Annotated in this window: 24 protein-coding genes and 1 other RNA gene; 14 read left to right on the forward strand and 11 right to left on the reverse strand. The window is 58.9% G+C overall.

The features are described from left to right. Positions 1-44: 44 nt before the first annotated feature. Both ACYZT0_RS26665 and ACYZT0_RS26670 read left to right on the forward strand, forming a co-directional pair. Entirely contained in the window at positions 45-1,943 is a 1,899-nt protein-coding gene (locus ACYZT0_RS26665) for an FTR1 family protein (protein ID WP_462043702.1), read from the forward strand. 104 nt (positions 1,944-2,047) lie between these two features. Further along, the gene (locus tag ACYZT0_RS26670) at positions 2,048-2,503 is read left to right on the forward strand and encodes a YaiI/YqxD family protein (RefSeq protein WP_462043703.1); all 456 of its coding nucleotides are present in this window, start codon (positions 2,048-2,050) and stop codon (positions 2,501-2,503) included. A 117-nt stretch (positions 2,504-2,620) separates the two neighbouring features. Here ACYZT0_RS26670 and elbB read toward each other — a convergent pair whose 3' ends face one another. Further along, entirely contained in the window at positions 2,621-3,289 is a 669-nt protein-coding gene (elbB, locus tag ACYZT0_RS26675) for an isoprenoid biosynthesis glyoxalase ElbB (RefSeq protein WP_462043704.1), read from the reverse strand. Between the two features lie 115 nt (positions 3,290-3,404). Between elbB and ACYZT0_RS26680 the strand changes: the two genes are divergently transcribed. Beyond that, complete coding sequence (locus ACYZT0_RS26680; protein WP_462043705.1) at positions 3,405-4,640, forward strand: sterol desaturase family protein; 1,236 nt, start codon at positions 3,405-3,407, stop codon at positions 4,638-4,640. Here ACYZT0_RS26680 and ACYZT0_RS26685 read toward each other — a convergent pair. Next, positions 4,621-5,244: a DedA family protein gene (locus tag ACYZT0_RS26685; protein WP_462043706.1), complete on the reverse strand. Its 624-nt coding sequence runs from the start codon at positions 5,242-5,244 to the stop codon at positions 4,621-4,623. The two genes, ACYZT0_RS26680 and ACYZT0_RS26685, sit on opposite strands and share 20 nt — an antisense overlap. Before the next feature lie 208 nt (positions 5,245-5,452). Here ACYZT0_RS26685 and hemB point away from each other — a divergent pair, with 208 nt between their 5' ends. Next, positions 5,453-6,466 carry a porphobilinogen synthase gene (gene hemB / locus ACYZT0_RS26690; RefSeq protein WP_462043707.1) on the forward strand — a complete coding sequence of 338 codons (1,014 nt, stop codon included), beginning with the start codon at positions 5,453-5,455 and terminating at the stop codon, positions 6,464-6,466. 18 nt (positions 6,467-6,484) lie between these two features. Next, positions 6,485-8,707, forward strand: a complete 2,223-nt coding sequence (ppk1, locus tag ACYZT0_RS26695) for a polyphosphate kinase 1 (protein ID WP_462043708.1) — start codon at positions 6,485-6,487, stop codon at positions 8,705-8,707. Between the two features lie 144 nt (positions 8,708-8,851). Here ppk1 and ppx read toward each other — a convergent pair whose 3' ends face one another. Continuing rightward, positions 8,852-10,354, reverse strand: a complete 1,503-nt coding sequence (gene ppx / locus ACYZT0_RS26700; RefSeq protein WP_462043709.1) for an exopolyphosphatase — start codon at positions 10,352-10,354, stop codon at positions 8,852-8,854. A gap of 71 nt (positions 10,355-10,425) precedes the next feature. Here ppx and ACYZT0_RS26705 point away from each other — a divergent pair, with 71 nt between their 5' ends. From ACYZT0_RS26705 to ACYZT0_RS26730, 6 genes are all read left to right on the forward strand, one after another. Then, the gene (locus tag ACYZT0_RS26705; protein ID WP_462046639.1) at positions 10,426-10,773 is read left to right on the forward strand and encodes a FadR/GntR family transcriptional regulator; all 348 of its coding nucleotides are present in this window, start codon (positions 10,426-10,428) and stop codon (positions 10,771-10,773) included. A 120-nt stretch (positions 10,774-10,893) separates the two neighbouring features. Next, positions 10,894-11,223, forward strand: a complete 330-nt coding sequence (gene trxA, locus ACYZT0_RS26710; RefSeq protein WP_008150340.1) for a thioredoxin TrxA — start codon at positions 10,894-10,896, stop codon at positions 11,221-11,223. A gap of 248 nt (positions 11,224-11,471) precedes the next feature. Then, the gene (gene rho, locus ACYZT0_RS26715; protein ID WP_007942421.1) at positions 11,472-12,731 is read left to right on the forward strand and encodes a transcription termination factor Rho; all 1,260 of its coding nucleotides are present in this window, start codon (positions 11,472-11,474) and stop codon (positions 12,729-12,731) included. Between the two features lie 303 nt (positions 12,732-13,034). Continuing rightward, positions 13,035-14,990, forward strand: a complete 1,956-nt coding sequence (locus ACYZT0_RS26720) for an acyltransferase family protein (RefSeq protein ID WP_462043710.1) — start codon at positions 13,035-13,037, stop codon at positions 14,988-14,990. A gap of 80 nt (positions 14,991-15,070) precedes the next feature. After that, a complete protein-coding gene (ubiD, locus tag ACYZT0_RS26725) occupies positions 15,071-16,537 on the forward strand; it encodes a 4-hydroxy-3-polyprenylbenzoate decarboxylase (RefSeq protein WP_462043711.1) in 1,467 nt (488 codons plus the stop codon). Beyond that, entirely contained in the window at positions 16,537-17,505 is a 969-nt protein-coding gene (locus ACYZT0_RS26730; RefSeq protein WP_462043712.1) for a CDP-6-deoxy-delta-3,4-glucoseen reductase, read from the forward strand. Before ubiD ends, ACYZT0_RS26730 begins: the two co-directional genes overlap by 1 nt. Before the next feature lie 14 nt (positions 17,506-17,519). On the opposite strand, the gene ACYZT0_RS26735 is transcribed toward ACYZT0_RS26730, so the two are convergent. Then, positions 17,520-17,996 carry a sn-glycerol-3-phosphate transporter gene (locus tag ACYZT0_RS26735; RefSeq protein ID WP_462043713.1) on the reverse strand — a complete coding sequence of 159 codons (477 nt, stop codon included), beginning with the start codon at positions 17,994-17,996 and terminating at the stop codon, positions 17,520-17,522. Between the two features lie 346 nt (positions 17,997-18,342). Between ACYZT0_RS26735 and ACYZT0_RS26740 the strand changes: the two genes are divergently transcribed. Beyond that, complete coding sequence (locus ACYZT0_RS26740; protein WP_462043714.1) at positions 18,343-19,011, forward strand: gamma-glutamylcyclotransferase; 669 nt, start codon at positions 18,343-18,345, stop codon at positions 19,009-19,011. On the opposite strand, the gene glpT is transcribed toward ACYZT0_RS26740, so the two are convergent. Both glpT and ACYZT0_RS26750 read right to left on the reverse strand, forming a co-directional pair. Beyond that, the gene (glpT, locus tag ACYZT0_RS26745) at positions 18,987-20,336 is read right to left on the reverse strand and encodes a glycerol-3-phosphate transporter (protein WP_462043715.1); all 1,350 of its coding nucleotides are present in this window, start codon (positions 20,334-20,336) and stop codon (positions 18,987-18,989) included. The two genes, ACYZT0_RS26740 and glpT, sit on opposite strands and share 25 nt — an antisense overlap. Before the next feature lie 291 nt (positions 20,337-20,627). After that, a complete protein-coding gene (locus ACYZT0_RS26750; protein ID WP_462043716.1) occupies positions 20,628-21,605 on the reverse strand; it encodes an NADPH:quinone oxidoreductase family protein in 978 nt (325 codons plus the stop codon). Positions 21,606-21,755: 150 nt separating this feature from the next. Between ACYZT0_RS26750 and ACYZT0_RS26755 the strand changes: the two genes are divergently transcribed. After that, the gene (locus ACYZT0_RS26755) at positions 21,756-22,157 is read left to right on the forward strand and encodes a flagellar basal body-associated protein FliL (RefSeq protein ID WP_462043717.1); all 402 of its coding nucleotides are present in this window, start codon (positions 21,756-21,758) and stop codon (positions 22,155-22,157) included. A 125-nt stretch (positions 22,158-22,282) separates the two neighbouring features. On the opposite strand, the gene ACYZT0_RS26760 is transcribed toward ACYZT0_RS26755, so the two are convergent. Further along, the gene (locus ACYZT0_RS26760; RefSeq protein WP_462043718.1) at positions 22,283-22,735 is read right to left on the reverse strand and encodes an EVE domain-containing protein; all 453 of its coding nucleotides are present in this window, start codon (positions 22,733-22,735) and stop codon (positions 22,283-22,285) included. A 201-nt stretch (positions 22,736-22,936) separates the two neighbouring features. Here ACYZT0_RS26760 and ACYZT0_RS26765 point away from each other — a divergent pair, with 201 nt between their 5' ends. After that, complete coding sequence (locus tag ACYZT0_RS26765) at positions 22,937-23,089, forward strand: hypothetical protein (protein ID WP_007942433.1); 153 nt, start codon at positions 22,937-22,939, stop codon at positions 23,087-23,089. Between the two features lie 34 nt (positions 23,090-23,123). On the opposite strand, the gene ACYZT0_RS26770 is transcribed toward ACYZT0_RS26765, so the two are convergent. The 4 genes from ACYZT0_RS26770 to ACYZT0_RS26785 all read right to left on the reverse strand — a co-directional run bounded on the left by ACYZT0_RS26770 (position 23,124) and on the right by ACYZT0_RS26785 (position 24,547). Next, positions 23,124-23,729 carry a 5-formyltetrahydrofolate cyclo-ligase gene (locus tag ACYZT0_RS26770; protein ID WP_046045124.1) on the reverse strand — a complete coding sequence of 202 codons (606 nt, stop codon included), beginning with the start codon at positions 23,727-23,729 and terminating at the stop codon, positions 23,124-23,126. Between the two features lie 85 nt (positions 23,730-23,814). Then, positions 23,815-23,993: non-coding RNA, 6S RNA (gene ssrS / locus ACYZT0_RS26775), on the reverse strand. A gap of 30 nt (positions 23,994-24,023) precedes the next feature. Then, positions 24,024-24,341 (reverse strand): cell division protein ZapA, encoded by a 318-nt coding sequence (locus ACYZT0_RS26780; protein ID WP_150765618.1) that lies wholly within the window; start codon positions 24,339-24,341, stop codon positions 24,024-24,026. Then, positions 24,338-24,547 (reverse strand): TIGR02449 family protein, encoded by a 210-nt coding sequence (locus tag ACYZT0_RS26785; protein WP_458508799.1) that lies wholly within the window; start codon positions 24,545-24,547, stop codon positions 24,338-24,340. Before ACYZT0_RS26785 ends, ACYZT0_RS26780 begins: the two co-directional genes overlap by 4 nt. Positions 24,548-24,582: the final 35 nt, after the last annotated feature.

The following is a 24,582-nucleotide window of genomic DNA, read 5'->3' on the forward strand; positions in this document are numbered from 1 at the left end:
AAGTGAACAATGTGTTACTTCGTATTTCCAATTGAGATTCATTCATGACTGCCCCGTCCCGTTTCCTGGCCTGGCTGGTATTGCCGCTGTTTGCCCTGTGCAGTTTCAACCTGCTGGCCGACACCGGGGAAGGCGCGCCGCAAGCGCTGCATCTGCTCGATTACATCGGCGCGGATTACCCGGAAACGGTGCAAGCGGGCGAGGTCATTAATAAGTCCGAATACCAAGGGCAGATGGCATCCATCAAGGTGCTGCAAGGCTTGATCGCCGCGATGCCGGCCAAACCGGAAAAAGCCGGGCTGGAGCAGGGCGTCAGCACGCTGCGCAACGCGATCGCTGCGCGTCAGGACGGCGCGGATGTCGGTCGCCAGGCACGGCAACTCGGCGCCAGGCTGGCCGTGGCCTATGAGGTCAGCCAGGCGCCGATCATTACGCCGGATCCGATCCGTGGTGCGCCGCTCTACGCTCAGCATTGTTCTGTTTGCCACGGCGACGCGGGTGCCGGGGATGGTCCGGCGGGTGTCGGTCTGACGCCGCCGCCGTCCAATCTGCGTGATGCGGCGCGGCTTGATCACCTGAGCCTCTACGCGATCTACAGCACCTTGGGCCTCGGTGTCGAAGGCACCGACATGCCGGCCTTCGCCGATCAGCTGGATGATCGTCAGCGTTGGGATCTGGCGACCTACATCGCCAGCTTCAGCGCCGACCCGGCTGCTGCAAAATCCGAAAAGACCTACAACATCGCCGACCTGGCCCGTCAGACTCCCGCAGAAGTGCAGGCCGCCGATGGGCCGCAAGCGGCGGCGTCCTTCCGTGCGCAGCGGGCGCAACCGCCGCAGGTCAAGCGTGGCCCCGCGCAGCTGCTCGACTACACCGCCGCGACCCTGGACAAGAGCATTACAGCCTACCGTGCCGGCGATCACGATCAGGCCTATGACCTGTCGGTGGCGGCTTATCTGGAGGGTTTCGAACTGGTCGAAAGTTCGCTGGATAACGTCGACGCCAACGTCCGCAGAGACACTGAAAAATCGCTGATGGCGTACCGTCAGTCGTTGCAGGATGGTTTGCCGGTGGCCCAGGCCCAGCAGCGTCTGGACGCAGCCAAGGCCAAGTTGAAGGAATCCGCCGGCCTGCTGGGCAGCGATGGCTTAAGTTGGTCCCTGAGCTACATCTCCGGTTTGTTGATTCTGCTGCGCGAAGGCCTGGAAGCGATTCTGGTGCTGGCAGCGATCCTCGCGTTCCTGCGCAATACTGGCCAGCAATCGGCAGCACGCAGCGTCAACGTCGGCTGGGGGCTGGCGCTGCTGGCGGGTCTGGCGACCTGGGCGCTGGCGGCGTACGTGATCGATGTCAGCGGTTCGCAGCGCGAATTGCTGGAAGGTGCGACGGCGTTGTTTGCAGCTGTCATGGTGCTCTGGCTCGGCGTGTGGATGCACGATCGTCGTCACGCGGCGGCCTGGCAGGATTACATCAAGAGCAGCCTGGTGGGCGGCGGTGGGCGTTTCGGGTTTGCGACGCTGGCATTCTTCTCGGTGTATCGCGAGCTGTTTGAAGTGATTCTGTTCTACGAGACCCTATGGCTGCAGGCCGGTCCGGCGGGTCATAACGCGGTGTTGGCGGGTGGTGCGACGGCGTTGGTGTTGCTGGTCGGTCTGGCTTGGGTGATTCTGCGTGGGTCGGCGAAGTTGCCGCTGTCGCTGTTTTTCAGCATCAACGCCGCTTTGCTGTGCGCGCTGTCGGTGGTGTTTGCCGGGCACGGCGTGAAGGCGTTGCAGGAAGCCGGGATTTTCGGCACCCGGCCGGTACCGTTCTTTGACTTCGACTGGCTGGGCATCCACGCTGATGCGTATTCGCTGAGTGCGCAGGTCGTAGCGATCGTTGCGATCATTGTGCTGTATGGCCGTAGTCGGCTGGCTGAGAAGCGGCGGGTGCAGGTTTCTTAAACAGCATTCGCTTCGCTCACATTCGCGGGCAAGCCTCGCTCCTACGGACTGTGATATCTGAGGAGCGAGACTTGCCCGCGATGCTTTTAACGGAGGAAAACACAATGCGTGTCTGGATCGATGCCGACGCCTGCCCTCGGGCGGCCAAGGATCTGGTGGTGAAGTTCGCGCTCAAGCGCCAGTTCGAAGTGGTGTTGGTGGCTGGACAGCCGCAGATCAAGCCGGGTTTGGCCCTGGTGAAACTGATCGTGGTGCCGAGTGGTCCGGATGCCGCCGACGACTACCTGGTGGAATACGCGGTACCCGGCGAATTGGTGATCTGCAGCGATGTGCCGCTGGCCGACCGTCTGGTGAAAAAGGGCGTTGCGGCGCTGGATCCACGGGGCAAAGAGTTCGATGCGCAGAACATGGGCGATCGGTTGGCGGTGCGTAACCTGTTCACCGATCTACGTGAACAGGGGCAGATGAGCGGCGGGCCCGCGCCGTTTGGCGAGCGTGAGAAGCAAGCGTTTGCCAATGCGCTGGACCGGATCCTCACGCGGCTGACCCGAAAGTCTTAAGCCATACCGAAATCAATGTGGGAGCGAGCCTGCTCGCGAAGAGGCCGTTACATCCAACACCGATGTTGACTGTAAGGCCGCTTTCGCGAGCAGGCTCGCTCCCACATTTGCTCCGTGTTACGCATCGTTTTCGTGTGTCAATTCGAGGACGCGGTCGACCAGTTTGTTGATACCCGAAGCCGCTTCACTGATGCTCTGCGCCAGCATGTACGCCGGGGTGCTGACCAGTTTGCGTGCTTTGTCTTCAACGATGTCAGTGACCGCGCAGTCTGTGTGTGTAGCGCCCATTTTATTCATGGCGGCTGATGTGTCGGCGTCGTTGCCGATGGTGCAGGTCACGCCCGGTCCATAGATCTTCGCCGCCAAGGCCGGTGAAATGCAGATCAAACCGACCGGTTTGCCCGCTTCGGCGAACGCTTCAGCCAGGGCCAGGACTTCCGGTTGCACGGTGCAGCCGGCGCCTTCGATGGCAAAGTTCGACAGGTTCTTGGCCGCCCCGAAACCACCGGGCACGATCAACGCGTCGAAGTCGTCGACGCTCGCTTCACGGATATCCTTGATGTTGCCCCTTGCGATCCGCGCCGATTCCACCAGTACGTTGCGCGACTCGGGCATTTCTTCGCCGGTCAGATGGTTGATCACATTTAACTGCGCAATGTTCGGTGCGAAACACTGCACCAGAGCACCCCGCTGGTCCAGACGGAGCAGGGTGATCACGCTTTCGTGGATCTCGGCGCCGTCGTACACGCCACAGCCGGATAGGATCACTGCAATTTTTTTGCTCATGGGCTTTTCTCCAGATTCATGGCGTTAAATGTCCACTAATTTGTCACTCGTTGCCATAGGGTTAATTCGCGGCTACACCTAGGATCTGTCCTCAAGATTCCGATCAGGGCGCGTCATGGACTTCATTCTGTATGCGGTGCCGTTTTTCTTTGTGCTGATTGCCGTCGAGCTGCTGGCCGACCGTTGGCGCGGAGTGAGCAATTATCGCGTGGCGGACGCGATCAACAGCATCAGCACCGGGGTGTTGTCGACCACCACCGGCCTGCTGACCAAAGGCGTGGGCCTGGTCACGTATGCATTTGCCCTCAAGCATTTGGCGCTGTTCGAACTCTCGGCCGACAGCGTTTGGGTCTGGGTATTGGCCTTCGTCTTCTACGACTTTTGCTATTACTGGCTGCATCGAATGGGCCACGAACGCAACATCCTCTGGGCGGCGCATTCGGTGCATCACCAGAGCGAGGACTACAACCTTTCCACGGCGCTGCGCCAGACCAGTACGGGCTTCCTGCTGAGCTGGATCTTCTACCTGCCGATGGCCGTGCTCGGCGTGCCGCTGCTGGTGTTCGTCAGCGTCGCCGCGCTGAACTTGCTTTACCAATTCTGGGTGCATACCAAACACATTCCCAAGCTCGGCTGGTTCGAGTGGTTCTTCGTCACGCCGTCCAATCATCGGGCTCACCATGCACAGAACGCTCTCTACATGGATCGCAACTACGGCGGGGTGTTCATTATTTGGGACCGTCTATTTGGCTCGTTCCAGGAAGAGGACGACAACGAACCGGTGATTTTCGGCGTGACCACGCCGCTGGCGAGCTGGAATCCGTTGTGGGCTAACGTGCAGTTCTACGCGCAGCTGTGGGATGACGCGCGGCGTGCGCAAAGCAAATGGGACACGCTGCGCATCTGGTTCATGCGCACCGGTTGGCGTCCGGCGGACGTGGCGGCCAAGTACCCGATGAACAAGCCGGATCTGAGTCAGTTCCGTAAATTCGAGGTGGCGCTGGACGGGCGTCAGCAGCTCTACGTCGTGTTGCAGTTTTGCATCTACATCGCGCTGGGCAGTTATTTGATGAACCTGGAGCAGCGTTTGCCGACAGCCGCGCTGGTGCTCGGCTGGAGTGCCGTGGTGCTGGGCTTGTTTACGTTGGGCGTGGCCCTGGAGAATCGCCCGTGGGCGCTGAAGCTGGAACTGCTGCGCCTGGCGTCGAATGTGCCGCTGGTGTGGCTGGCGCCGGTCGTTGGGCTGTGGCCGGCCAGCGCGGTGGGCTGGGTCGGCTTGCTCAGTTACAGCCTGCTCAGTGGTATCGGTCTCTACTGTTGCAGAAACCGTTTCACTCGGCTGGCGTCTTAGTCTCGTTAGACTTGGCCAACTCGGCCTGCTCGTCGGCGTAGATCTTCTTCGCCAGACGGGCATTCTTGAAGCGTCGGCGCAACCACAGGCAAAAGCCCAGTATCAGCAGGGCGCCAAGCACCCACAGCTCGTACTTCTTGACGCTGCCGAGCAGGCCTTCGAGCACCGCGCCGAAGTGATAAGCGGCAGCAGCCAGTGCCGCGGCCCAGATCGCTGCACCAATGCCGTTAAGTAGCAGATAACGTCCCGGCGGATAGCCCGACAGGCCGATCGCCACCGGCATCACCGTGCGCAGGCCATAGACAAAGCGAAAGCTCAGCACCCAGATGTCTGGGTGCTTGCGGATATGTTCCAGCGCCCGGTCGCCCATCAATTGCCAGCGCGGTTTGCGCGCCAGCAACTTGCGGCCGTGCTTGCGCCCCAGGAAATACCACAGCTGATCACCGGCATAACTGCCGAGGAACGCCACGATCATGACCACTTTGAGGTCCATGTATCCGCGGAACGCGAGGAAGCCTGCGAGCACCAGAATGGTTTCGCCTTCGAAAAACGTGCCGAGAAAGAGGGCGAAGTAGCCGAATTCCTGAAGAAATTGTTGGAGCATTGTCTGGATGCTGGCGAAATGAACGCGCAGCCTAACGCTTCGGGCACATTCATGAAAGTGTCCAAATGTGTCTCGACGTGAACATTTCCTACAATGACAATGGAATGCGGCTGCGTGTCACAGGGCTAAGCACAACTGTCATCTGTTCGTCATAATGCCCGCTTATAACTGTCACGCTCGCCCGCCAGCGCGGGCTCAGGAGTCTGCCGTGAGCTTTACCCCTGCCAACCGTTTGTTTCCAGCAACCCGCCTGCGTCGCAACCGTCGTGATGATTTCTCGCGTCGACTGGTTCGTGAAAACGTTCTGACCGTCGACGACCTGATCCTGCCGGTGTTCGTGCTGGACGGTGAAAACCGTCGCGAAGCGGTGGCGTCGATGCCAGGCGTCGAGCGCCTGACCATCGATCTGTTGCTTGAAGAAGCGGCCAAGTGGGTCGAGCTGGGGATTCCGGCACTGGCGTTGTTCCCGGTGACGCCGCCGGAGCTCAAATCGCTGGATGCCGCCGAAGCCTGGAACCCCAACGGGATCGCCCAGCGCGCCACCCGTGCGTTACGTGCACAATTTCCTGAACTGGGCGTGATCACCGACGTCGCTCTGGACCCGTTCACCACCCACGGTCAGGACGGTATCCTCGACGAAGAAGGCTACGTGCAGAACGACATCACCGTCGACGCACTGGTCAAGCAGGCGCTGTCCCATGCCGCAGCCGGTGCTCAGGTGGTGGCCCCGTCGGACATGATGGACGGTCGCATCCAGGCGATCCGCGAAGCGCTTGAACTGGCCGATCACGTCAACGTGCGGATCATGGCCTACTCGGCGAAGTACGCCAGCGCCTATTACGGCCCGTTCCGCGATGCGGTCGGTTCGGCGCTGAACCTGGGCAAAGCCAACAAGGCCTCCTATCAAATGGACCCGGCCAACAGCAACGAAGCCCTGCATGAAGTGGCCGCGGACTTGTCAGAAGGCGCGGACATGGTCATGGTCAAGCCAGGCATGCCGTATCTGGACATCCTCTACCGGGTCAAAGAAGAATTTAAAGTGCCGACCTTTGTTTATCAGGTCAGCGGTGAATATGCCATGCACATGGCGGCGATCCAGAATGGCTGGTTGAGCGAAGGGGTTATCCTCGAATCCCTGACCGCTTTTAAACGTGCAGGCGCCGATGGCATCCTGACTTACTTTGCCGCCCGTGCTGCTCAATTGTTACGAGAGCAAAAATAGCCCTCCCAGGAACATTCGATGAATACCGAAGGACTCACTGAAGTTGCCGTAAAAGACGCTCAACCTGTGGTGGAGCAAATCGCCGAAACCCCGCCGGAACTGGAGCCTGCTCCACCCGCGGCGGTGGCCGAACCCGCACATGCGGCCCCGGCGATTGCCATCCCCGGCCTGGATGACAGCAGCCTCTACATCCATCGCGAGCTCTCGCAACTGCAGTTCAACATCCGCGTGCTGGAGCAGGCGCTGGATGAGTCCTACCCGTTGCTGGAGCGGCTGAAGTTTCTGCTGATCTTCTCCAGCAACCTGGACGAGTTCTTCGAGATTCGGGTGGCCGGTCTGAAGAAGCAGATCACCTTCGCCCGTGAACAGGCTGGCGCCGATGGCCTGCAACCGCATCAGGCCCTGGCCCGCATCAGTGAACTGGTACACGGTCACGTCGACCGCCAGTACGCGATCCTCAACGACATTCTGTTGCCGGAACTGGAAAAGCATCAGGTCCGCTTCATCCGCCGACGTCACTGGACCACCAAGATCAAAACCTGGGTGCGCCGCTATTTCCGCGACGAGATCGCGCCGATCATTACCCCGATCGGCCTCGACCCAACGCACCCGTTTCCGTTGCTGGTCAACAAGAGCCTGAACTTCATTGTCGAGCTCGAAGGTATCGACGCCTTCGGCCGCGATTCCGGTCTGGCGATCATCCCGGCGCCACGCTTGCTGCCGCGCGTCATCAAGCTGCCGGAAGAAGTCGGCGGCTCTGGCGACAACTATGTGTTCCTGTCGTCGATGATTCACGCTCACGCCGATGACCTGTTTCAGGGCATGAAGGTGAAGGGCTGCTACCAGTTCCGCCTGACCCGTAACGCCGACCTTTCCGTCGACACCGAAGATGTAGAAGACCTGGCCCGCGCCCTGCGCGGCGAGTTGTTCTCCCGTCGCTACGGTGACGCGGTGCGTCTTGAAGTTGCCGACACCTGCCCGAAACAGTTGTCCGACTATTTGCTCAAGCAGTTCAACCTGCACGAAACCGAGCTGTACCAGGTCAACGGTCCGGTCAACCTGACCCGCCTGTTCAGCATCACCGGTCTGGACAGTCAGCGTGAGCTGCAATACATGCCGTTCACCCCGCAGATCCCGAAACTGCTGCAGAACAGCGAGAACATTTTCAGTGTGATCAGCAAGCAGGACATCCTGTTGCTGCACCCGTTCGAGTCGTTCACGCCGGTGGTCGACCTGCTGCGCCAGGCGGCCAAGGACCCGCATGTATTGGCGGTCCGTCAGACCCTGTACCGCTCCGGCGCCAACTCGGAAATCGTCGATGCGCTGGTCGATGCGGCGCGTAACGGCAAGGAAGTCACCGCGGTGATCGAATTGCGCGCGCGGTTCGACGAAGAGTCCAACCTGCAACTGGCCAGCCGTCTGCAAGCGGCCGGTGCGGTGGTGATCTACGGCGTGGTCGGCTTCAAGACCCACGCCAAGATGATGCTGATTTTGCGTCGAGAAGCGGGTGAGATTGTCCGTTACGCCCACTTGGGTACGGGCAACTACCACGCGGCGAATGCCCGTCTGTACACCGACTACAGCCTGCTGACATCCGACGACGCGTTGTGTGAAGACGTCGGCAAACTGTTCAGCCAGTTGATCGGCATGGGTAAAACCCTGCGTATGAAAAAGCTGTTGCATGCGCCGTTCACGCTGAAGAAGGGCATGCTCGACATGATTGCCCGCGAGACCCAGTTCGCCCTCGACGGCAAACCGGCGCACATCATCGCCAAGTTCAACTCGCTGACCGATCCGAAGATTATCCGCGCGCTGTACAAGGCCAGTCAGTCCGGGGTGCGTATCGATCTGGTGGTGCGTGGCATGTGCTGTCTGCGTCCGGGCATTGCCGGGGTTTCGCACAACATCCACGTGCGCTCGATCATCGGTCGTTTCCTGGAGCACACCCGGGTCTTCTACTTCCTCAACGGCGGTGAAGAGCAGATGTTCCTGTCCAGTGCCGACTGGATGGAGCGCAACCTCGACAAGCGTGTTGAGACTTGCTTCCCGGTCGAGGGCAAGAAGCTGATCATGCGGGTCAAGAAAGAGCTGGAGCTTTATCTCACCGATAACACTCACAGCTGGAGCTTGCAGGCGGACGGCCGTTACATCCGCAACACGCCGACCGGCAACCAGAATCCGCGCAGCGCCCAGGCGACACTGCTGGAGCGATTGGGTAGCCCGATTCTTGCGGTCCGCTAACGCAAACATAGAGTGAAAAAAATGGCGATCCCTGCGGATCGCCATTTTTGTGTTCGCCGCCGTCCCTGTAGGAGCACAGCTTGCTGGCGAAGGCGTCCGTCAGATCGCCATCGCCAGCAAGCTGTGCTCCTACAGGAGCGCGTCTCAGCGAACGTTGAGCACAAAACCAACCCGGGTCAGCCATTCCGCTTCCAGACCGAAGTCGGCCTGGGTCAGCTGGTTTTCGTCCAGCCAATTCTTCGGGAACAACACATCCAGGCTGTCGCCATTGGCGTGCAGCACGACCTGAGGCATTTCCTGGGTGCCGCGGATGTGATGGAACAGGATCGCAAAGCGCAGCAGCACGCACAGGCGAATCAGCTTGATGCCTTCATCGCCGAAATCTGCAAACTTGTCCCGGGGAATATTGCGTCGGTGGCCACGCACCAATAGCGCGAGCATTTGCTGGTCTTCGCGGGAGAACCCGGCCAGGTCCGAGTGCTCGATCAGGTAGGCACCGTGCTTGTGGTAGTGATAGTGAGCGATGTCCAGGCCCACTTCATGGACCTTGGCCGCCCAACCGAGCAATTCGCGCCAGACGCCGTCATCCAGGTCCCAATCCTCAGCCACTTGATCGAAGGCATGCAACGCCTTGCGCTCAACGCGCACCGCTTGTTCCTGATCGACGTGATAACGCTCCATCAACGAGCTGAGGGTGCGCTCACGGACGTCTTCGTGATGATGACGGCCCAGCAGGTCATAGAGCACGCCCTCGCGCAGGGCGCCTTCACAGTGGTCCATGCGTTGCAGTTCGAGCGCGTCGAAGATCGCTTCGAGAATCGCCAGGCCAGCCGGAAAGATCGCCCGTCGGTCAGGCTTGATGCCTTCGAAGTCGATCTTCTCGACGTCGCCGAGCTTGATCAGCTTGCGCTTGAGCCAGGTCAGGCCTTCGGCATTGACCTCGCCCGTGCCATGACCCCCGGCCTTCAACGCCAGGCCGATGGCGCGAATGGTGCCCGAGGAGCCGATGGCTTCATCCCAGGTCAGGCGATGCAGGGCGTGTTCGATGCTCATGATCTCCAGCCGCGCCGCGGTGTATGCCTGGGCGTAGCGGGCCGGGGTGATCTTGCCGTCCTTGAAATAGCGCTGTGTGTAGCTGACGCAGCCCATTTGCAGGCTTTCGCGCAGCAGCGGTTCGAAGCGCTGGCCGATGATGAATTCGGTGCTGCCGCCGCCGATGTCGGCCACCAGGCGCTTGCCCGGGGTGTCCGCGAGGGTGTGGGAAACGCCGAGGTAGATCAGACGCGCTTCTTCACGGCCGGAGATGACTTCCACCGGGTGGCCGAGAATTTCTTCAGCGCGGCGGATAAATTCGCCACGATTACGGGCTTCACGCAGAGCGTTGGTGCCGACGATCCGTACGGCGCCGGGCGGCATACCGTTGATCAGTTGGGCAAAACGCTTCAGGCAATCGAGCCCGCGCTGCATGGATTCTTCGTTGAGCTGGCGCTCATCGTCGATGCCCGCGGCCAGCTGAACCTTCTCCCCGAGTCGTTCGAGAATACGGATTTCGCCGTTCTGGGCCTTGGCCACGACCATGTGAAAGCTGTTGGAGCCCAAGTCGATTGCGGCGATCAGGGACAGATTCTTGGCTTGAGATTGCGGCATGGTCAGGGGGTCTCGGTCGATAACCTCGACATCGTGCCACGATCAAACGCTGCCGCCAACGCGTACGGTTTATTGCCGATCGTTCCCACGCGCATCAAAGGAATGCAGCCGAATTGAAGGCCGGTGACTTTGAGGCAACGGCGCGGCTGGATTTCGAGTTTCACCGGCGCATCCTGCTGGCCAGCGGTAATCAGACGACGCTGAGCATCCTGACGGCCAGCGCCGACATTTTTCCAGAGAGCCAAAAACTACCGTTCATCCGGCCCGAGCGCGCCATGGAAACCTGGCAGGAACACCGAAAAATCCTCCGCGCGCTGGCCAGGCGGGCGTCCGGCGCGGCGCAGAAGGCCATGCACGAACATGTACGCAACGCCGCCCTGCGCACCGCAATTGCCTTCGTCGCTCCCGCCACCTCATGACTTGAGCTATACCCAAACTCATGCGCCACCATAGCGAGACTCAATCATCTGCACCTTCCTGAACGAGGGAAGGGCGGCTATGATGGGCCACGTTTTTTTGCTTACAACCTGGAGACTTCCATGAGCAGCGATCTTATTAAACACGTCACCGACGCTAGCTTCGACGTCGACGTCCTCAAGGCCGAAGGCGCTGTACTGGTCGACTACTGGGCTGAATGGTGCGGCCCTTGCAAAATGATCGCTCCTGTTCTGGACGAAATTGCTGAAACCTACAAAGGCAAGCTGACCGTTGCCAAACTGAACATCGACGAAAACCAGGAAACTCCGGCCAAGCATGGCGTGCGTGGTATCCCGACGCTGATGTTGTTCAAGAACGGCAACGTTGAAGCGACCAAGGTCGGCGCACTGTCGAAGTCGCAGCTGGCTGCTTTCCTCGACGCCAACATCTAAGCGTCGTTTAAAGCGTCATCAAAAAGGCCCCGCATATTGCGGGGCCTTTTCGTTATTGAGGGCTAGACGCTCCGAAACTCAGGTGGTACATTCGGCCCCGCACTGGTTTCTCCACTGCCCCCTACTAGCCGTCGCCGACGCACTCCTTTTCGAATAAGTACGCGATCCTGTCGCCTTCTCTGCGGCGCGGCCTCATTAAGCCAAAAGCTTAATTTCCCCCCCTCCATAAATGATTACGTCATTCCTATATGAATCTGACTGAACTCAAGCAAAAGCCGATTACCGAACTGCTCGAATTGGCCGAACAGATGGGCATAGAAAATATGGCCCGTTCGCGCAAGCAGGACGTGATTTTCTCCCTGCTCAAAAAGCACGCTAAAAGCGGCGAGGAAATCTCCGGTGATGGCGTGCTGGAGATTCTCCAGGACGGCTTCGGCTTCCTTCGCTCCGCTGACGCTTCCTATCTTGCAGGCCCAGACGATATTTACGTCTCGCCGAGCCAGATCCGTCGCTTCAACTTGCGCACCGGTGACACCATCGTTGGCAAGATCCGCCCTCCAAAGGAAGGCGAGCGTTATTTCGCGCTGCTCAAGGTCGACACGATCAACTACGACCGTCCCGAGAACGCGAAAAACAAGATTCTCTTCGAGAACCTGACCCCGCTGTTCCCGACCGTGCGCATGAAGATGGAAGCCGGCAACGGTTCCACCGAAGACTTGACCGGTCGTGTCATCGACCTGTGCGCCCCGATCGGCAAAGGCCAGCGCGGTCTGATCGTTGCGCCGCCGAAAGCCGGTAAGACCATCATGCTGCAGAACATCGCAGCGAACATCGCTCGTAACAATCCTGAAGTTCATCTGATCGTATTGCTGATCGACGAACGTCCGGAAGAAGTCACCGAAATGCAGCGCACCGTGCGCGGCGAAGTGGTTGCCTCGACGTTCGACGAGCCGCCAACCCGCCACGTGCAGGTTGCGGAAATGGTGATCGAGAAGGCCAAGCGCCTGGTCGAACACAAGAAGGACGTGGTGATTCTGCTCGACTCCATCACCCGTCTGGCTCGCGCCTACAACACCGTGATCCCGAGCTCCGGCAAAGTACTCACCGGTGGTGTCGATGCCCACGCCCTGGAGAAACCGAAACGTTTCTTCGGCGCCGCGCGGAACATCGAAGAAGGCGGTTCGCTGACCATCATCGCTACCGCGCTGGTTGAAACCGGCTCGAAGATGGATGAAGTGATCTACGAAGAGTTCAAAGGCACGGGCAACATGGAACTGCCTCTGGATCGCCGCATCGCCGAAAAACGCGTCTTCCCGGCCATCAACATCAACCGTTCCGGCACCCGCCGCGAAGAGTTGCTGACGGCCGACGACGAGTTGCAGCGCATGTGGATCCTTCGCAAGCTGCTGCACCCGATGGACGAAATCGCTGCCATTGAGTTCCTGGTCGACAAGCTGAAAACGACCAAGACCAATGATGAGTTCTTCCTGTCGATGAAACGCAAGTAAGTCGAAACACGCTTAAAAAGGGCGCCCCCTGAAAGGGCGCTTTTTTTTGCGCGCGATATTTGTGTCGCGACATTTGTATCTGGATACATACACCGCCTACTGTAAACTGCCGCCCATTCCATGGGCGTCACCGCCCGCTCACAGCTGATCCATCGTCGGGCGTTCCCTGCGTTAATCTTGCTGGCGATTGATCGCGTGTTCTGACAGGTACGTCCTCAGTTGACCTCCGTCGAATATCCCCATTCGCGCTATCGGTGAGCCCCTTTTTTAATCGGTTTTGTATCTGAAACGACAAGGGGCGTCATGCACACGTTTGGCAATCGCCGTGATATCGATGGTTTGCGAGCTCTGGCCGTTATTCCTGTCGTGCTGTTCCACTTCGGGTTCAGCACGTTCAGCGGTGGCTTTGTCGGCGTCGATGTCTTCTTTGTCATTTCCGGCTTCCTGATTACCACCATCCTGTTCCGCGAGATCAGTGCGCAGCGTTTCAGCTTCGTCGATTTCTGGGCGCGCCGTGCCCGGCGCATCATTCCAGCCTTGAGCGTGGTGATGCTGGTGACGCTGGCGCTCGGCTGGCTGTTACTGACGGCCAGGGACTTCTCGGAGCTGGGACGGACGGTCCGTTATCAGGCGCTTTTTGCATCGAACATTCTGTTCATGCGAGAGGACGGCTACTTTCAGCCCGCGTCGGATTTGAAACCGCTGCTTCACACCTGGTCTTTAGCCGTTGAAGAGCAGTACTACATTTTCTTTCCACTGTTGATGGCGTTGTTGATGCGCCATGTTCGCCATTGGCGCTGGATGCTGTTTGCCGTGCTTTTGGTGTCATTCGGGCTGAACGTCGCCTATATCGACCCTAAGCCTAACGTGGCTTTCTTCTCGCTGCCGACTCGCGCCTGGGAACTGTTGTGCGGTGCCATGCTGGCTGTTTTGCCTGCGTCGAGATACTCGGCGCGGCCCTGGTTCTATCAGTCAGTAGCGCTGGCCGGCCTGGTCGCGGTCCTTGTTGCTGTTTTCACGTTCAATAAATCCACCGCATTCCCGGGCTGGGCTGCGTTACTGCCTGTTCTTGGGGCGACCGCCATGATCTGGTCGGGTGGCCAGGGTTCGACATGGGTCGGTAAAGTCTTGAGTGCCCGCGCGCTGGTATGGATCGGATTGATCTCCTATTCCCTGTATCTGTGGCACTGGCCGGTCTACGTCTACGCCAATGCCATATCGATTGACGGTATTCAGTCAGTTGAGGCTGCAGGCTGGATTGGATTGGCGATGGGTCTTGCGTGGGTGAGCTGGCGCTTCGTCGAGCTTCCTTTCCGCGAAAAACGCGTACTGGCAGGGCGTAGACCCGTGTTGTTGGGCGGTTTGCTGGCAATGGCAGCCCTGGCGGTCATAGGTTCGGCCGTGCGATCGGCCGATGGCTTTCCTCAGCGTCTTACCGGCAAGGCCCTGGAATACGCAGAGTCTCGGGACTGGAAGGCCGGGCAGATGAAATGCATGCTGGTGACCTCGGACAAGAATCTGGACAAGGCGTGCCTGGTCGGTGGCAACACCGGTATTGCGGCAACGAAGATGTTCTGGGGCGACAGTCATGCCGCGGCGCTGTTACCGGCCATCGAACACAACGCACAAGTTGAAGGTCACCCCGTGTGGCTGTACAGCATGAGTGCCTGTTCGCCGGTTCTCAGCGACGATCAACGCCAGCGCTGCAACGATTTCAACGAGCGAACAATGGAGCGCGTTCGCAGCCTGAAGATCAAGGATGTGGTACTGGTATCCAACTGGAGCCTTAACGTTTACGGCCGTGAAGACGGCGATAAAAAAGTGCTGCTCAACGAGCGCGACGACACGGCACAAGCCGAGCAGCGCATGGCCAAGGCACTCAAGGCACGGGTGGCGGCGTTAAGAGAGGCGGGTGCGCAGGTCTGGTTGTTCAAGGAAGTGCCGCTGCAGCGCAAGGGCAGCGTTTCTCGCTTGACGAGCTTGGCGCGTATCGGCGGATCGGTCGAGGGGCTGGGGCGCCCGCTTGAGGAACACTTGGCAAGGCAGCACTTTCTCAGTGCCCTGTTCGACTCGATGAGCGCCGCAGATCCTGGCGTGCATGTCATCGACCCGACGCCGCTAATGTGCTCGCGAGGCATCTGCAATATCGAAGTCAACGGTCATTCGCAGTACAGGGATGAGGATCATCTGTCGGACATTGGCAGTGCCAGATTGAGCCCGTTGTTTACCCCGGTGATGCTGGGCGCCAATCAAAATTGATCGGTGCGGGGCACTGACAGGCTGCTGTTTGGCTGCCAGAGCAGGTAGGATGTACGCCTATTTTACGGGTGCCATCATCAATGAAATTCAAGGATCTTCGGGATTTCGTGCAGCAGCTTGAGCAGCGCGGAGAGTTGAAACGCATCCGGATCCCCGTTTCTCCAGTGCTGGAGATGACCGAAGTCTGTGATCGCACGCTGCGGGCAAAAGGCCCGGCGCTGTTGTTCGAAAACCCTACCGGGTATGACATCCCAGTGCTCGGCAACCTCTTCGGCACCCCTGAGCGCGTAGCGCTGGGCATGGGCGCAGAGGCGGTCAGCGAATTGCGCGAGATCGGCAAGCTGCTGGCGTTTCTCAAGGAACCCGAGCCGCCGAAAGGCCTGAAAGATGCCTGGTCCAAGCTGCCGATCTTCCGCAAGATCATCGCCATGGCGCCGAAGGTGGTCAAAGACGCGGTCTGTCAGGAAGTGGTCATCGAAGGCGACGATGTCGACCTCGCGATGCTGCCGGTGCAGACCTGCTGGCCGGGCGACGTAGGCCCGCTGATCACCTGGGGCCTGACCGTCACCAAAGGTCCGAACAAGGATCGCCAGAACCTCGGCATCTACCGTCAGCAAGTGATCGGCCGCAACAAGGTCATCATGCGTTGGCTGAGCCACCGTGGCGGTGCCCTGGATTACCGCGAGTGGTGCGAGAAGCATCCGGGCCAGCCGTTCCCGGTGTCCGTGGCGCTGGGCGCCGACCCTGCGACCATTCTTGGCGCTGTAACGCCGGTACCGGACAGCCTTTCCGAATATGCTTTCGCGGGCTTGTTGCGCGGCAACCGCACCGAACTGGTGAAATGCCGTGGCAACGACCTGCAAGTCCCGGCGACCGCCGAGATCATCCTTGAAGGCGTGATCCATCCGGGCGAAATGGCCGATGAAGGCCCGTACGGCGACCACACCGGCTACTACAACGAAGTCGACAGCTTTCCGGTGTTTACCGTCGAACGCATCACCCACCGGATCAAACCGATTTATCACAGCACCTACACCGGCCGTCCGCCGGATGAGCCGGCGATTCTAGGCGTGGCGCTGAATGAAGTGTTTGTGCCGATCCTGCAGAAGCAGTTCCCGGAGATCACCGACTTCTACCTGCCGCCCGAAGGCTGCTCGTACCGCATGGCCATCGTGACCATGAAGAAGTCGTATCCCGGCCATGCCAAGCGGGTAATGCTCGGTGTCTGGTCGTTTTTGCGACAGTTCATGTACACCAAGTTCGTTATCGTCACTGACGACGATATCAACGCACGCGACTGGAACGACGTGATCTGGGCCATCACCACGCGCATGGACCCCAAGCGCGACACGGTGATGATCGACAACACGCCGATCGACTACCTGGACTTCGCCTCGCCGGTCTCCGGCCTGGGTTCGAAGATGGGGCTCGATGCCACGCATAAATGGCCGGGCGAAACCACTCGCGAGTGGGGCCGGGTGATCGTCAAGGATGAAGCCGTGACTCAACGGATCGATGCCATCTGGAATCAGTTAGGAATAGATTGATGCGTGTAACCTTGCAGCCCTCCGGAGCAGTGCTACAGATTCTGCCCGGCGAGCGGATTCTCGATGGCGCGCGGCGTCTGGGCTATGAATGCCCGCAAAGTTGCCGAAACGGCAATTGCCATGTGTGCGCCGCGTTGCTGGTGGAAGGGCGGGTCGAACAGGAAGGCAGTGTGCGCGACCATGGCGAGTTCTACACTTGCATAGCAGAGCCGCTGGAAGACTGCATCGTGCTGTGGGATGGCGTGCTCGCACGGGGAGAATTGCCGGTGCGCAGCTTGTCGTGTCAGGTCATTGAATGCAGGGACGTCGGCGGCGACACCTGGCGTGTGCGTCTGCGAGCGCCGGCCGGCAAGCCGCCGCGCTATCACGCCGGTCAGTACTTGATGATCGAGCGCGAGAACGGCGAGAAATCCGCATTCTCCCTTGCCTCTGCGCCGCACGGCGGGCGTGATCTGGAAATCCATGTGCTGGCGCGCGAAAGCAGTGCGCTGAGCCTGATCGAACAGCTGCAACGCAACCCAATGGTGCGGATCGAAATGCCGTTCGGCGACACCCATCTGGCGGAATTGCCGGACGGTCCGCTGGTGCTGATTGCCGCTGGCACTGGCATGGGCCAGATCCATAGCCTGATCGAACATTGCCGTGCCGCGGGCTTCAAACATCCGGTGCATTTGTATTGGGGCGTGCGTCGTCCTGAAGACTTTTATGAGGTCGAACATTGGGGCGAATGGTTGAAATTACCCAACCTGTTCCTGCATAAAGTCGTCAGCGATCAAGGCGGCTGGCAGGGGCGTTACGGCATGTTGCATGAAGCGGTGTGTGAGGACTTCCCTGATCTGAAATCCTTGCATGTCTATGCCAGCGGCTCGCCGGCGATGGTCTACGGTACGCTCGATGCCTTGGTCGAAGCCGGGATGGATGCTCATCAGATGCGTGCGGATGTATTTGCGTATGCGCCGCGATCGTAGGTGGGCGAACTGTTCTAGAAACGCACCCCGGTCGTCACCATGACGGCATTGAAGCCGAGCAACACCAGCTCGGCTGCCAACGGTCCGTAGTGTGCACCGATTGAAGGAATAATCACCGGCGCGACGCCGAAGTGATTCAGGGGGATCTTGTCCTGAGACTTGCCGCTGTAACCTTGTAGCAAGCCACCACTCAGTTTGAAGTACACCGGATAGTCGGCGCTCTCGTAGCGTTTGCCAGCATACGCATAATATGAACGCTGGCTGAATGAGTTGCGAAAAGTTGCACCACCAAACAACCAACCGGACGCTTGCTCGCGCTCAAGGCCGATGAGGTCCTGATTGTTATTGTGGTTGGCGTCGGGGGAGAAGTGCTGAGTAAAGACGCTGGTCTGCAGATACCAGGAGCCCGTGTCTTTCGCGCAGGGATCCTCCGCTAGCGAGTGCTGCGCCATGAGCATCAAAAGTAGCCCGTAATTCCATGGTTTTTTCATTGTTCAGGCCTTTGAGGCAGTGTGGCTTGCGCCATTGGGTGGCCGTTATACGCGACGCATACTGGAGCGGGTAGGCGGCAAATCCGAAGGGTTTGTAGGAAATTTCTCCTGGGTGGGTGTTATCTTGGGCGCGTCTAATGCTTATGTATATTTCATTCTGATATTTAAGAATTCTCCTAAATGATATTAGGGTATATGACCAGGCCTTCCAGCTTCAGTTTGAATGTTTATGGCTGTTGCTCAGGGTGTCTCTTGGCACTTTTCGTTTTAGTATTACTACTCTATGTTCTATGACGTGAATGTTGCTTATATTTTGTAATGATTGCAGGGCCGAAATTCCATCGCCATGAGTGCCATTGAATCTGCTTTTTTGAATCTGGCTTACCCTCCGCGACTCGATCTGGGGCCGCAGCTCACACACGAACAATTGCTCAGCTCGATGCAGTCGACGATGGCGCGCCACAAGGGCGGGCCAGTGTGGCTGTTTGCTTACGGCTCACTGATCTGGCGTCCCGAATGCGCAGCGGTGGAGCGAGTGCGCGGTCGCGTGCATGGCTACCATCGCGGTTTGTATTTGTGGTCCCACGAACATCGCGGCACGCCCGAAGTGCCTGGCTTGGTATTCGGCCTGGATCGCGGTGGTTCGTGCAGCGGATTCGCCTATCGCTTGCCTGATGAACAACTTGAAGCGTCTCTTTACGCACTTTGGCAGCGCGAGATGCCATTCCCGTCCTATCGCCCACACTGGCTCAACTGCCGTCTTGAAGACGGAAGTCAGGTTCAGGCATTGGGATTTGTATTGGAGCGACACCTGCCCAGCTATGCCGGCAACTTGCCGGATCACGTGCTGAGCCATGTGTTCGAAAACGCTTGCGGGCGATACGGCACCACGCGCGATTATGTCGAGCAGACCGCCAACGCCCTGCGCAGCCACGCCATGCCAGACCGGAATCTGGAGGCGCGGCTCAAGCGCTGCAAATCAAAGGCCGATCAGGCGATTGCTTCACGACTCTGACTGGCGACTTGCTTGTGCCACAGCGTCGGCGCGAGGAAGGCCATCGCCAGCAGGCATGCACCGATCAGCAGCACAAAGCCGCCGTCCCAGCCAAAATGGTCCACGGTGTAGCCCATCGCTGCACTGGCCGCGACCGAGCCACCCAGATACCCGAACAGACCCGTGAAGCCCGCTGCCGTACCGGCGGCTTTCTTCGGCGCCAGTTCCAGCGCTTGCAGGCCGATCAGCATCACCGGGCCGTAAATCAGGAAGCCGATCGAGACTAGCGCGATCATGTCCACGGTCGGGTTACCGGCCGGGTTGAGCCAGTACACCAGGGTTGCCACGGTCACCAATGCCATGAACACCATGCCGGTCAGTCCACGGTTGCCACGGAAGATCTTGTCCGACATCCAGCCACACAGCAGCGTGCCCGGAATACCTGCCCACTCGTAGAAGAAGTACGCCCACGAGGTCTTATCCACGTTGAAGCCTTTGGCTTCCTTCAGGTAAGTCGGTGCCCAGTCCAATACGCCGTAGCGCAGCAGGTAGACGAAGACGTTGGCCATGGCGATGTACCAGAGCATTTTGTTGTGCAGCACGTATTTGACGAAGATTTCCTTGGCGCTGAATTCGTCTTCGTGGCTGGCGTCGTAGCCTTCCGGGTAGTCGTTCTTGTACTTCTCGATCGGCGGCAGGCCAACCGATTGCGGAGTGTCACGCATGGTCATGAAGGCGAACACCGCCACCGCCAGAGCCACCGCCGCCGGCACGTAGAACGCCGCGTGCCAGTCATTGAACAAGCCCATGCCGAGCAGGAACAGCGGGCCGATCAGCCCACCGCCGACGTTGTGCGCCACGTTCCACACGGACACCACGCCACCCCGTTCCTTCTGCGACCACCAGTGCACCATGGTCCGGCCACTCGGTGGCCAGCCCATGCCCTGAGCCCAGCCGTTAATGAAGAGCAGGATGAACATCATGGTGACGCTGGACGTAGCCCACGGTGCGAAACCGAAAATGAACATCACCCCCGCCGATACCAGCAGGCCGAAGGGCAGGAAGTAACGTGGGTTGGAGCGGTCGGACACCAGGCCCATGAGGAACTTCGACAGACCGTAGGCAATCGCGATTGCCGACATCGCCAACCCCAGCTGACCACGGGTGTAACCCTCGTCGATCAGGTACGGCATGGCCAGGGAGAAATTCTTGCGCAGCAAGTAATAACCCGCATAGCCAAAGAAAATCCCGGCGAAGATCTGCCAGCGAAGGCGTCGGTAGGTGCTGTCTATTTTTTCTTCAGGCAATGGAGCCTGATGTGCGGCAGGACGAAAGAAAGCAAACATTCAAGAGCTCCAGATTTCTTGTTTTGACTGCGGATACGAATGTTACAGTTTCGTTACCGAAAATAGCACCGGTTCGCATCGGCCAAACAGAGGAAATGTTGGAGATTGCATGTTCTTTTATGAACATGTCGCGCAGATATAAATGAAGGACGTTGTGGGAAGCGTTACTTGCAGGTCTTCATGCCGCGTTTCGCTCCAGGGTAGGACGAGTCTTTGAGAAATGTCCTTCGTTTGAATGGGAAGTAAGCAGTCTGAACACTTTCATTTGAAGTCCAGACCGCTTCATTGGGGTCAGCGAACCTGCACCACAACTTTCCCGACTGCCTTGCGCTGGCCCAGATCATTAATCGCCTGCGCCGCGTTGCTCAGCGGATACACCTGCGACACCAGTGGCTTCAACTTGCCCTCGGCAAACCAGCCAAACAGTTGCTGGAAGTTCGCCGCGTTGTCCTGCGGCTGACGCTGGGCGAAGGAGCCCCAGAACACGCCCACCACGGCTGCACCTTTGAGCAACGCGAGGTTCACGGGTAGTTCGGGGATGCGACCGCTGGCAAAGCCGACCACCAACAGGCGTCCATTCCAGGCAATGGCGCGGATGGCCTGGTCGAACAGGTCGCCACCCACCGGGTCGTAGATTACGTCGGCGCCCTGGCCATCGGTCAGGCGTTTGATTTCGTCCTTGAGGCTGGTTTCGCTGTAGTTGATCAGCTCATCGGCGCCAGCAGCCTTGGCCACCGCGAGTTTTTCGGCGCTGCTGGCGGCGGCGATCACGCGGGCGCCCATGGCTTTGCCGATTTCCACCGCAGCCAGGCCGACGCCACCGGAAGCGCCGAGCACCAGCAGGGTTTCGCCGGGTTGCAGATTGCCTCGTTGCTTGAGCGCGTGCATCGAAGTGCCGTAGGTCATGCCAAAAGCGGCGGCAATGTTGAAGTCCATTGATGGCGGGATTGGCAGCACGTTGTAGCCTGGCACCGCGACCTGTTCGGCGAAACTGCCCCAACCGGTCAGGGCCATGACCCGATCACCGACCTTGAGGTGACTGACCTTTTCACCCACCGCGCTGACCACGCCGGCGGCTTCGCCTCCCGGGGAAAACGGGAAGGGCGGCTTGAACTGGTATTTGCCCTCGATGATCAGCGTGTCCGGGAAATTCACCCCGGCGGCGTGCACGTCCAGCAGGATTTCGTTCTTCTTCGCAACAGGACTGGCGACGTCTTCCAGCACCAGCGATTCGGCAGGGCCGAAGGCTTTGCACAGCACGGCTTTCATCAGGGCTATTCCTTTGGGAGTGATGGCCGATAAGTGTAGGTGTGTGAGTCGATGGGTCAACGAGCATGCCCGGCCCTGATAGTCAGCCATAAGCTTGTGCTTGTGCGATGGGTCGTTATGCTAGGCCGCAAACCGGATAAGGAGCGAATTGTGAAAGCGTGGATCATGTTGTTGCTGGCCCTGTCTCTGCCCGTGGCAGCGATGGCCGAAGAAGCCAAAGAAGCTCCGAAGGTCAATTACATCACCCTGAGCCCGCCGTTCGTGGGTAACTACGGGCTGGACGGCACACCGAAGCTCAAGGTCTACAAGGCCGATGTGGCGTTGCGAGTGACCGGGGAAGAAGCGACCAAATTGGTCAAAGCCAACGAACCGTTGATTCGTAATCAACTGGTGGCGTTGTTTGCCCAGCAGACTACCGAGGCGATGAACAACGTCGATGCCAAGGAAAAGCTGCGTCAGGAAGCCCTGAAGCAGACCCAGCAAATCATGAACGACGAAACCGGTAAGCCAGTGGTTGAGGACCTGTTGTTCAACAACTTGATCATCCAATAAGACTTTTATTGTCTGAACCGGCCTCATCGCGAGCAAGCTCGCTCCCACAGGGGATCTTCAGTGAATGCAGATCCACTGTGGGAGCGAGCTTGCTCGCGATGGCATTCTTTCAGGCAATAGATCAATCAAGGCCTTAATGCAATCACCGCCGCCCACTGCTCGGCCGTCACCGGCATCACCGACAGTCGCGAGCCTTTCTGCACCAGCGGCATCTCGGCCAGCGCCGCCTGCTGTTTCAGATAATCCAGCTTAAGCACCTTGGGAAACGTCTCGAGGTGAGCGACATCGATCGCGCTCCAGGCGTTTTTCTCGGGTGAAGATTTCGGATCGAAGTAAACGCTTTCCGGCTCCAGCGCCGTCGGGTCCGGATACGCGGCTTCGACAATCTGTCCGATCCCGGCAATTCCCGGTTCGGGGCAGCTGGAGTGATAGAAGAAAAACTCGTCGCCCACGGCCATGGCCCGCAGAAAATTACGCGCCTGGTAGTTGCGAACCCCGTCCCAGCGCGCTTTGCCAAGCGTCTCCAGGCCCTTGATTGAGAGCTCGTCGGGCTCGGATTTCATCAGCCAATAAGCCATGGTTTTTGCTCCTTGCGAGGGGGGTGGGCAAGTTGTCGGGCAATTTTATGACAAACCGACGGTCGGTTGACGCCAGCATTTGCGTGTCGGTTCACGTTGTCGCAGAATGCCGGCCTTCTAAGCTTGACGCTGCTGCACGGCCTACACCTACAACGGAAACCGCTGCTGTCATCGTGTTGATGTGCCTTTGGGGGGCAATCGATGAAACGCAAACCGGATTTACTATGGATTTTGGTTATTTTGTTCGGCCTCGGCGTCGTGACCACTGGCTATGCCCAAAGCCTGTGGAACAACAAGACCGACGCTCCGATCGAAATCGCGCAGCAACAGCAGCCGTCGGCGTTCAAACGCTGAACCTGTCTTCGGGCGCCGCTTATTCCTGCGGCGTCTAGCCTGCGAAATACCACGCCTTGTCTGTCACCGTTCCCTGTAACGGCACATCCCAGCTCGCTTGAGCCAATCGCTCGACCTTCTGACATTCATGGGCCAGCCCCAATAGCGTCGGCTTGCGCCAATTTTTGCGTCGCGCCAGGTACGCCAGGCTTCGATCATAGAAACCACCGCCCATGCCCAGGCGTCCGCCGACATCGTCAAATCCCACCAATGGCAACAGCACCAGATCGAGTGCCCAGACTTTGCGTTGCCGGGCGAGGTTGTGCCGGGGTTCGAGAATACGAAAACGGTTGGGTTTCAGTTTTTCGCCGGGGCGAATTCTCTGGAACACCATTTTGGTTCGTGGCCAGGCGCTGAGCACCGGCAGATAAGTCGCCTTGCCGCGACGTTGAGCGGCACGCAGCAAAACACGCGGATCAATTTCACCGTCAGTGGGCAGATACAGAGAGATATGTTTTGCGCGGCGAAACAGCGGCTGCTGGGCCAATTGCTTGTACAGCCCGCGTGCAGCCTGGCGCTGCTGACTGGGAGTCAATGCGCGGCGGGCCTTGCGCAGCATGCGTCGAAGTTGCGGGCGGGGAAGCAGCGCAGGTTCGGTCATGGATTCGGGCTTCGGCAGTGCGGGTACATAAAGCGTACCCGTAAAAAAGCCGATGCCGGCATAAAACCGGCATCGGACTGGAATCAGGCTCCCCGGATGTACCGCTGTCGACTTAGCCCTTGAACCCGAAAGTTCAAGGTGGAAGATGCAGTAGGCTTTAAGGCTTTCCGTCTAGCGGACATGCACACCAGCCCAACGTGCAACCTCCAGGGTATAGCAAATCGGCTCAGGGACATCGCCAACTGGCAAGCACCCCAGGGAGTGTTGCGAGTATACCCCAAGCGGTTTCGCGTTTCAGCCCTTGGTGACGTCCGGATCGGTGGCGAGCACCAGATCGACGCGGTCCAGCAGGTCACGAACCTGCTCACGGGTCGAGCCGCCGGCCTGTACATCCGGGCGTTCTTCCTTGTGCAGAAGATCGTGCGTGATGTTCAGCGCGGCCATCACGGCGATGCGATCGGCGCCAATGACTTTGCCGCTGCTGCGGATTTCGCGCATCTTGCCGTCCAGGTAACGGGCGGCGCTCACCAGGTTGCTGCGCTCTTCCTGGGGGCAAATGATCGAATACTCTTTATCGAGAATCTGCACGGTAACGCTATTGCTTGAACTCATGAGTCTTGCTCCAGGGCCTTGAGGCGCGAAATCATTGATTCGACCTTACGCCGGGCGATTTCGTTCTTTTCAATGAGGTGAGCGCGTTCCTCGCGCCAGGTCTTTTCCTGAGCTGATAAGAGTCCGTTTTGACTCTTTAGTTGCTCGACGCGGGTAATTAGCAGTTCGAGTCTGGCCATTAGCGCTTGCAGGTCGGTGTCTTCCATTGGGTCCACTGAAATGTCAGATGGGTGATAGCTGG

Source organism: Pseudomonas sp. ZS1P83 (assembly GCF_054897825.1).

Bases quoted from the DNA above. Each gene is read 5' to 3' on its own strand.
- ACYZT0_RS26730 (WP_462043712.1), top strand. From the start codon at position 16,537: ATGCGTGTAACCTTGCAGCCCTCCGGAGCAGTGCTACAGATTCTGCCC.
- ACYZT0_RS26670 (WP_462043703.1), top strand. From the start codon at position 2,048: ATGCGTGTCTGGATCGATGCCGACGCCTGCCCTCGGGCGGCCAAGGAT.
- ACYZT0_RS26685 (WP_462043706.1), bottom strand. From the start codon at position 5,244: ATGCTCCAACAATTTCTTCAGGAATTCGGCTACTTCGCCCTCTTTCTC.
- ACYZT0_RS26680 (WP_462043705.1), top strand. From the start codon at position 3,405: ATGGACTTCATTCTGTATGCGGTGCCGTTTTTCTTTGTGCTGATTGCC.
- ACYZT0_RS26720 (WP_462043710.1), top strand. From the start codon at position 13,035: ATGCACACGTTTGGCAATCGCCGTGATATCGATGGTTTGCGAGCTCTG.
- ACYZT0_RS26740 (WP_462043714.1), top strand. From the start codon at position 18,343: ATGAGTGCCATTGAATCTGCTTTTTTGAATCTGGCTTACCCTCCGCGA.
- ACYZT0_RS26780 (WP_150765618.1), bottom strand. From the start codon at position 24,341: ATGAGTTCAAGCAATAGCGTTACCGTGCAGATTCTCGATAAAGAGTAT.
- ACYZT0_RS26735 (WP_462043713.1), bottom strand. From the start codon at position 17,996: ATGAAAAAACCATGGAATTACGGGCTACTTTTGATGCTCATGGCGCAG.
- ppx (WP_462043709.1), bottom strand. From the start codon at position 10,354: ATGCCGCAATCTCAAGCCAAGAATCTGTCCCTGATCGCCGCAATCGAC.
- trxA (WP_008150340.1), top strand. From the start codon at position 10,894: ATGAGCAGCGATCTTATTAAACACGTCACCGACGCTAGCTTCGACGTC.
- ppk1 (WP_462043708.1), top strand. From the start codon at position 6,485: ATGAATACCGAAGGACTCACTGAAGTTGCCGTAAAAGACGCTCAACCT.
- glpT (WP_462043715.1), bottom strand. From the start codon at position 20,336: ATGTTTGCTTTCTTTCGTCCTGCCGCACATCAGGCTCCATTGCCTGAA.
- ACYZT0_RS26750 (WP_462043716.1), bottom strand. From the start codon at position 21,605: ATGAAAGCCGTGCTGTGCAAAGCCTTCGGCCCTGCCGAATCGCTGGTG.
- elbB (WP_462043704.1), bottom strand. From the start codon at position 3,289: ATGAGCAAAAAAATTGCAGTGATCCTATCCGGCTGTGGCGTGTACGAC.
- ACYZT0_RS26665 (WP_462043702.1), top strand. From the start codon at position 45: ATGACTGCCCCGTCCCGTTTCCTGGCCTGGCTGGTATTGCCGCTGTTT.
- ACYZT0_RS26760 (WP_462043718.1), bottom strand. From the start codon at position 22,735: ATGGCTTATTGGCTGATGAAATCCGAGCCCGACGAGCTCTCAATCAAG.
- ACYZT0_RS26770 (WP_046045124.1), bottom strand. From the start codon at position 23,729: ATGACCGAACCTGCGCTGCTTCCCCGCCCGCAACTTCGACGCATGCTG.
- ACYZT0_RS26785 (WP_458508799.1), bottom strand. From the start codon at position 24,547: ATGGAAGACACCGACCTGCAAGCGCTAATGGCCAGACTCGAACTGCTA.
- ubiD (WP_462043711.1), top strand. From the start codon at position 15,071: ATGAAATTCAAGGATCTTCGGGATTTCGTGCAGCAGCTTGAGCAGCGC.
- rho (WP_007942421.1), top strand. From the start codon at position 11,472: ATGAATCTGACTGAACTCAAGCAAAAGCCGATTACCGAACTGCTCGAA.
- ACYZT0_RS26765 (WP_007942433.1), top strand. From the start codon at position 22,937: ATGAAACGCAAACCGGATTTACTATGGATTTTGGTTATTTTGTTCGGC.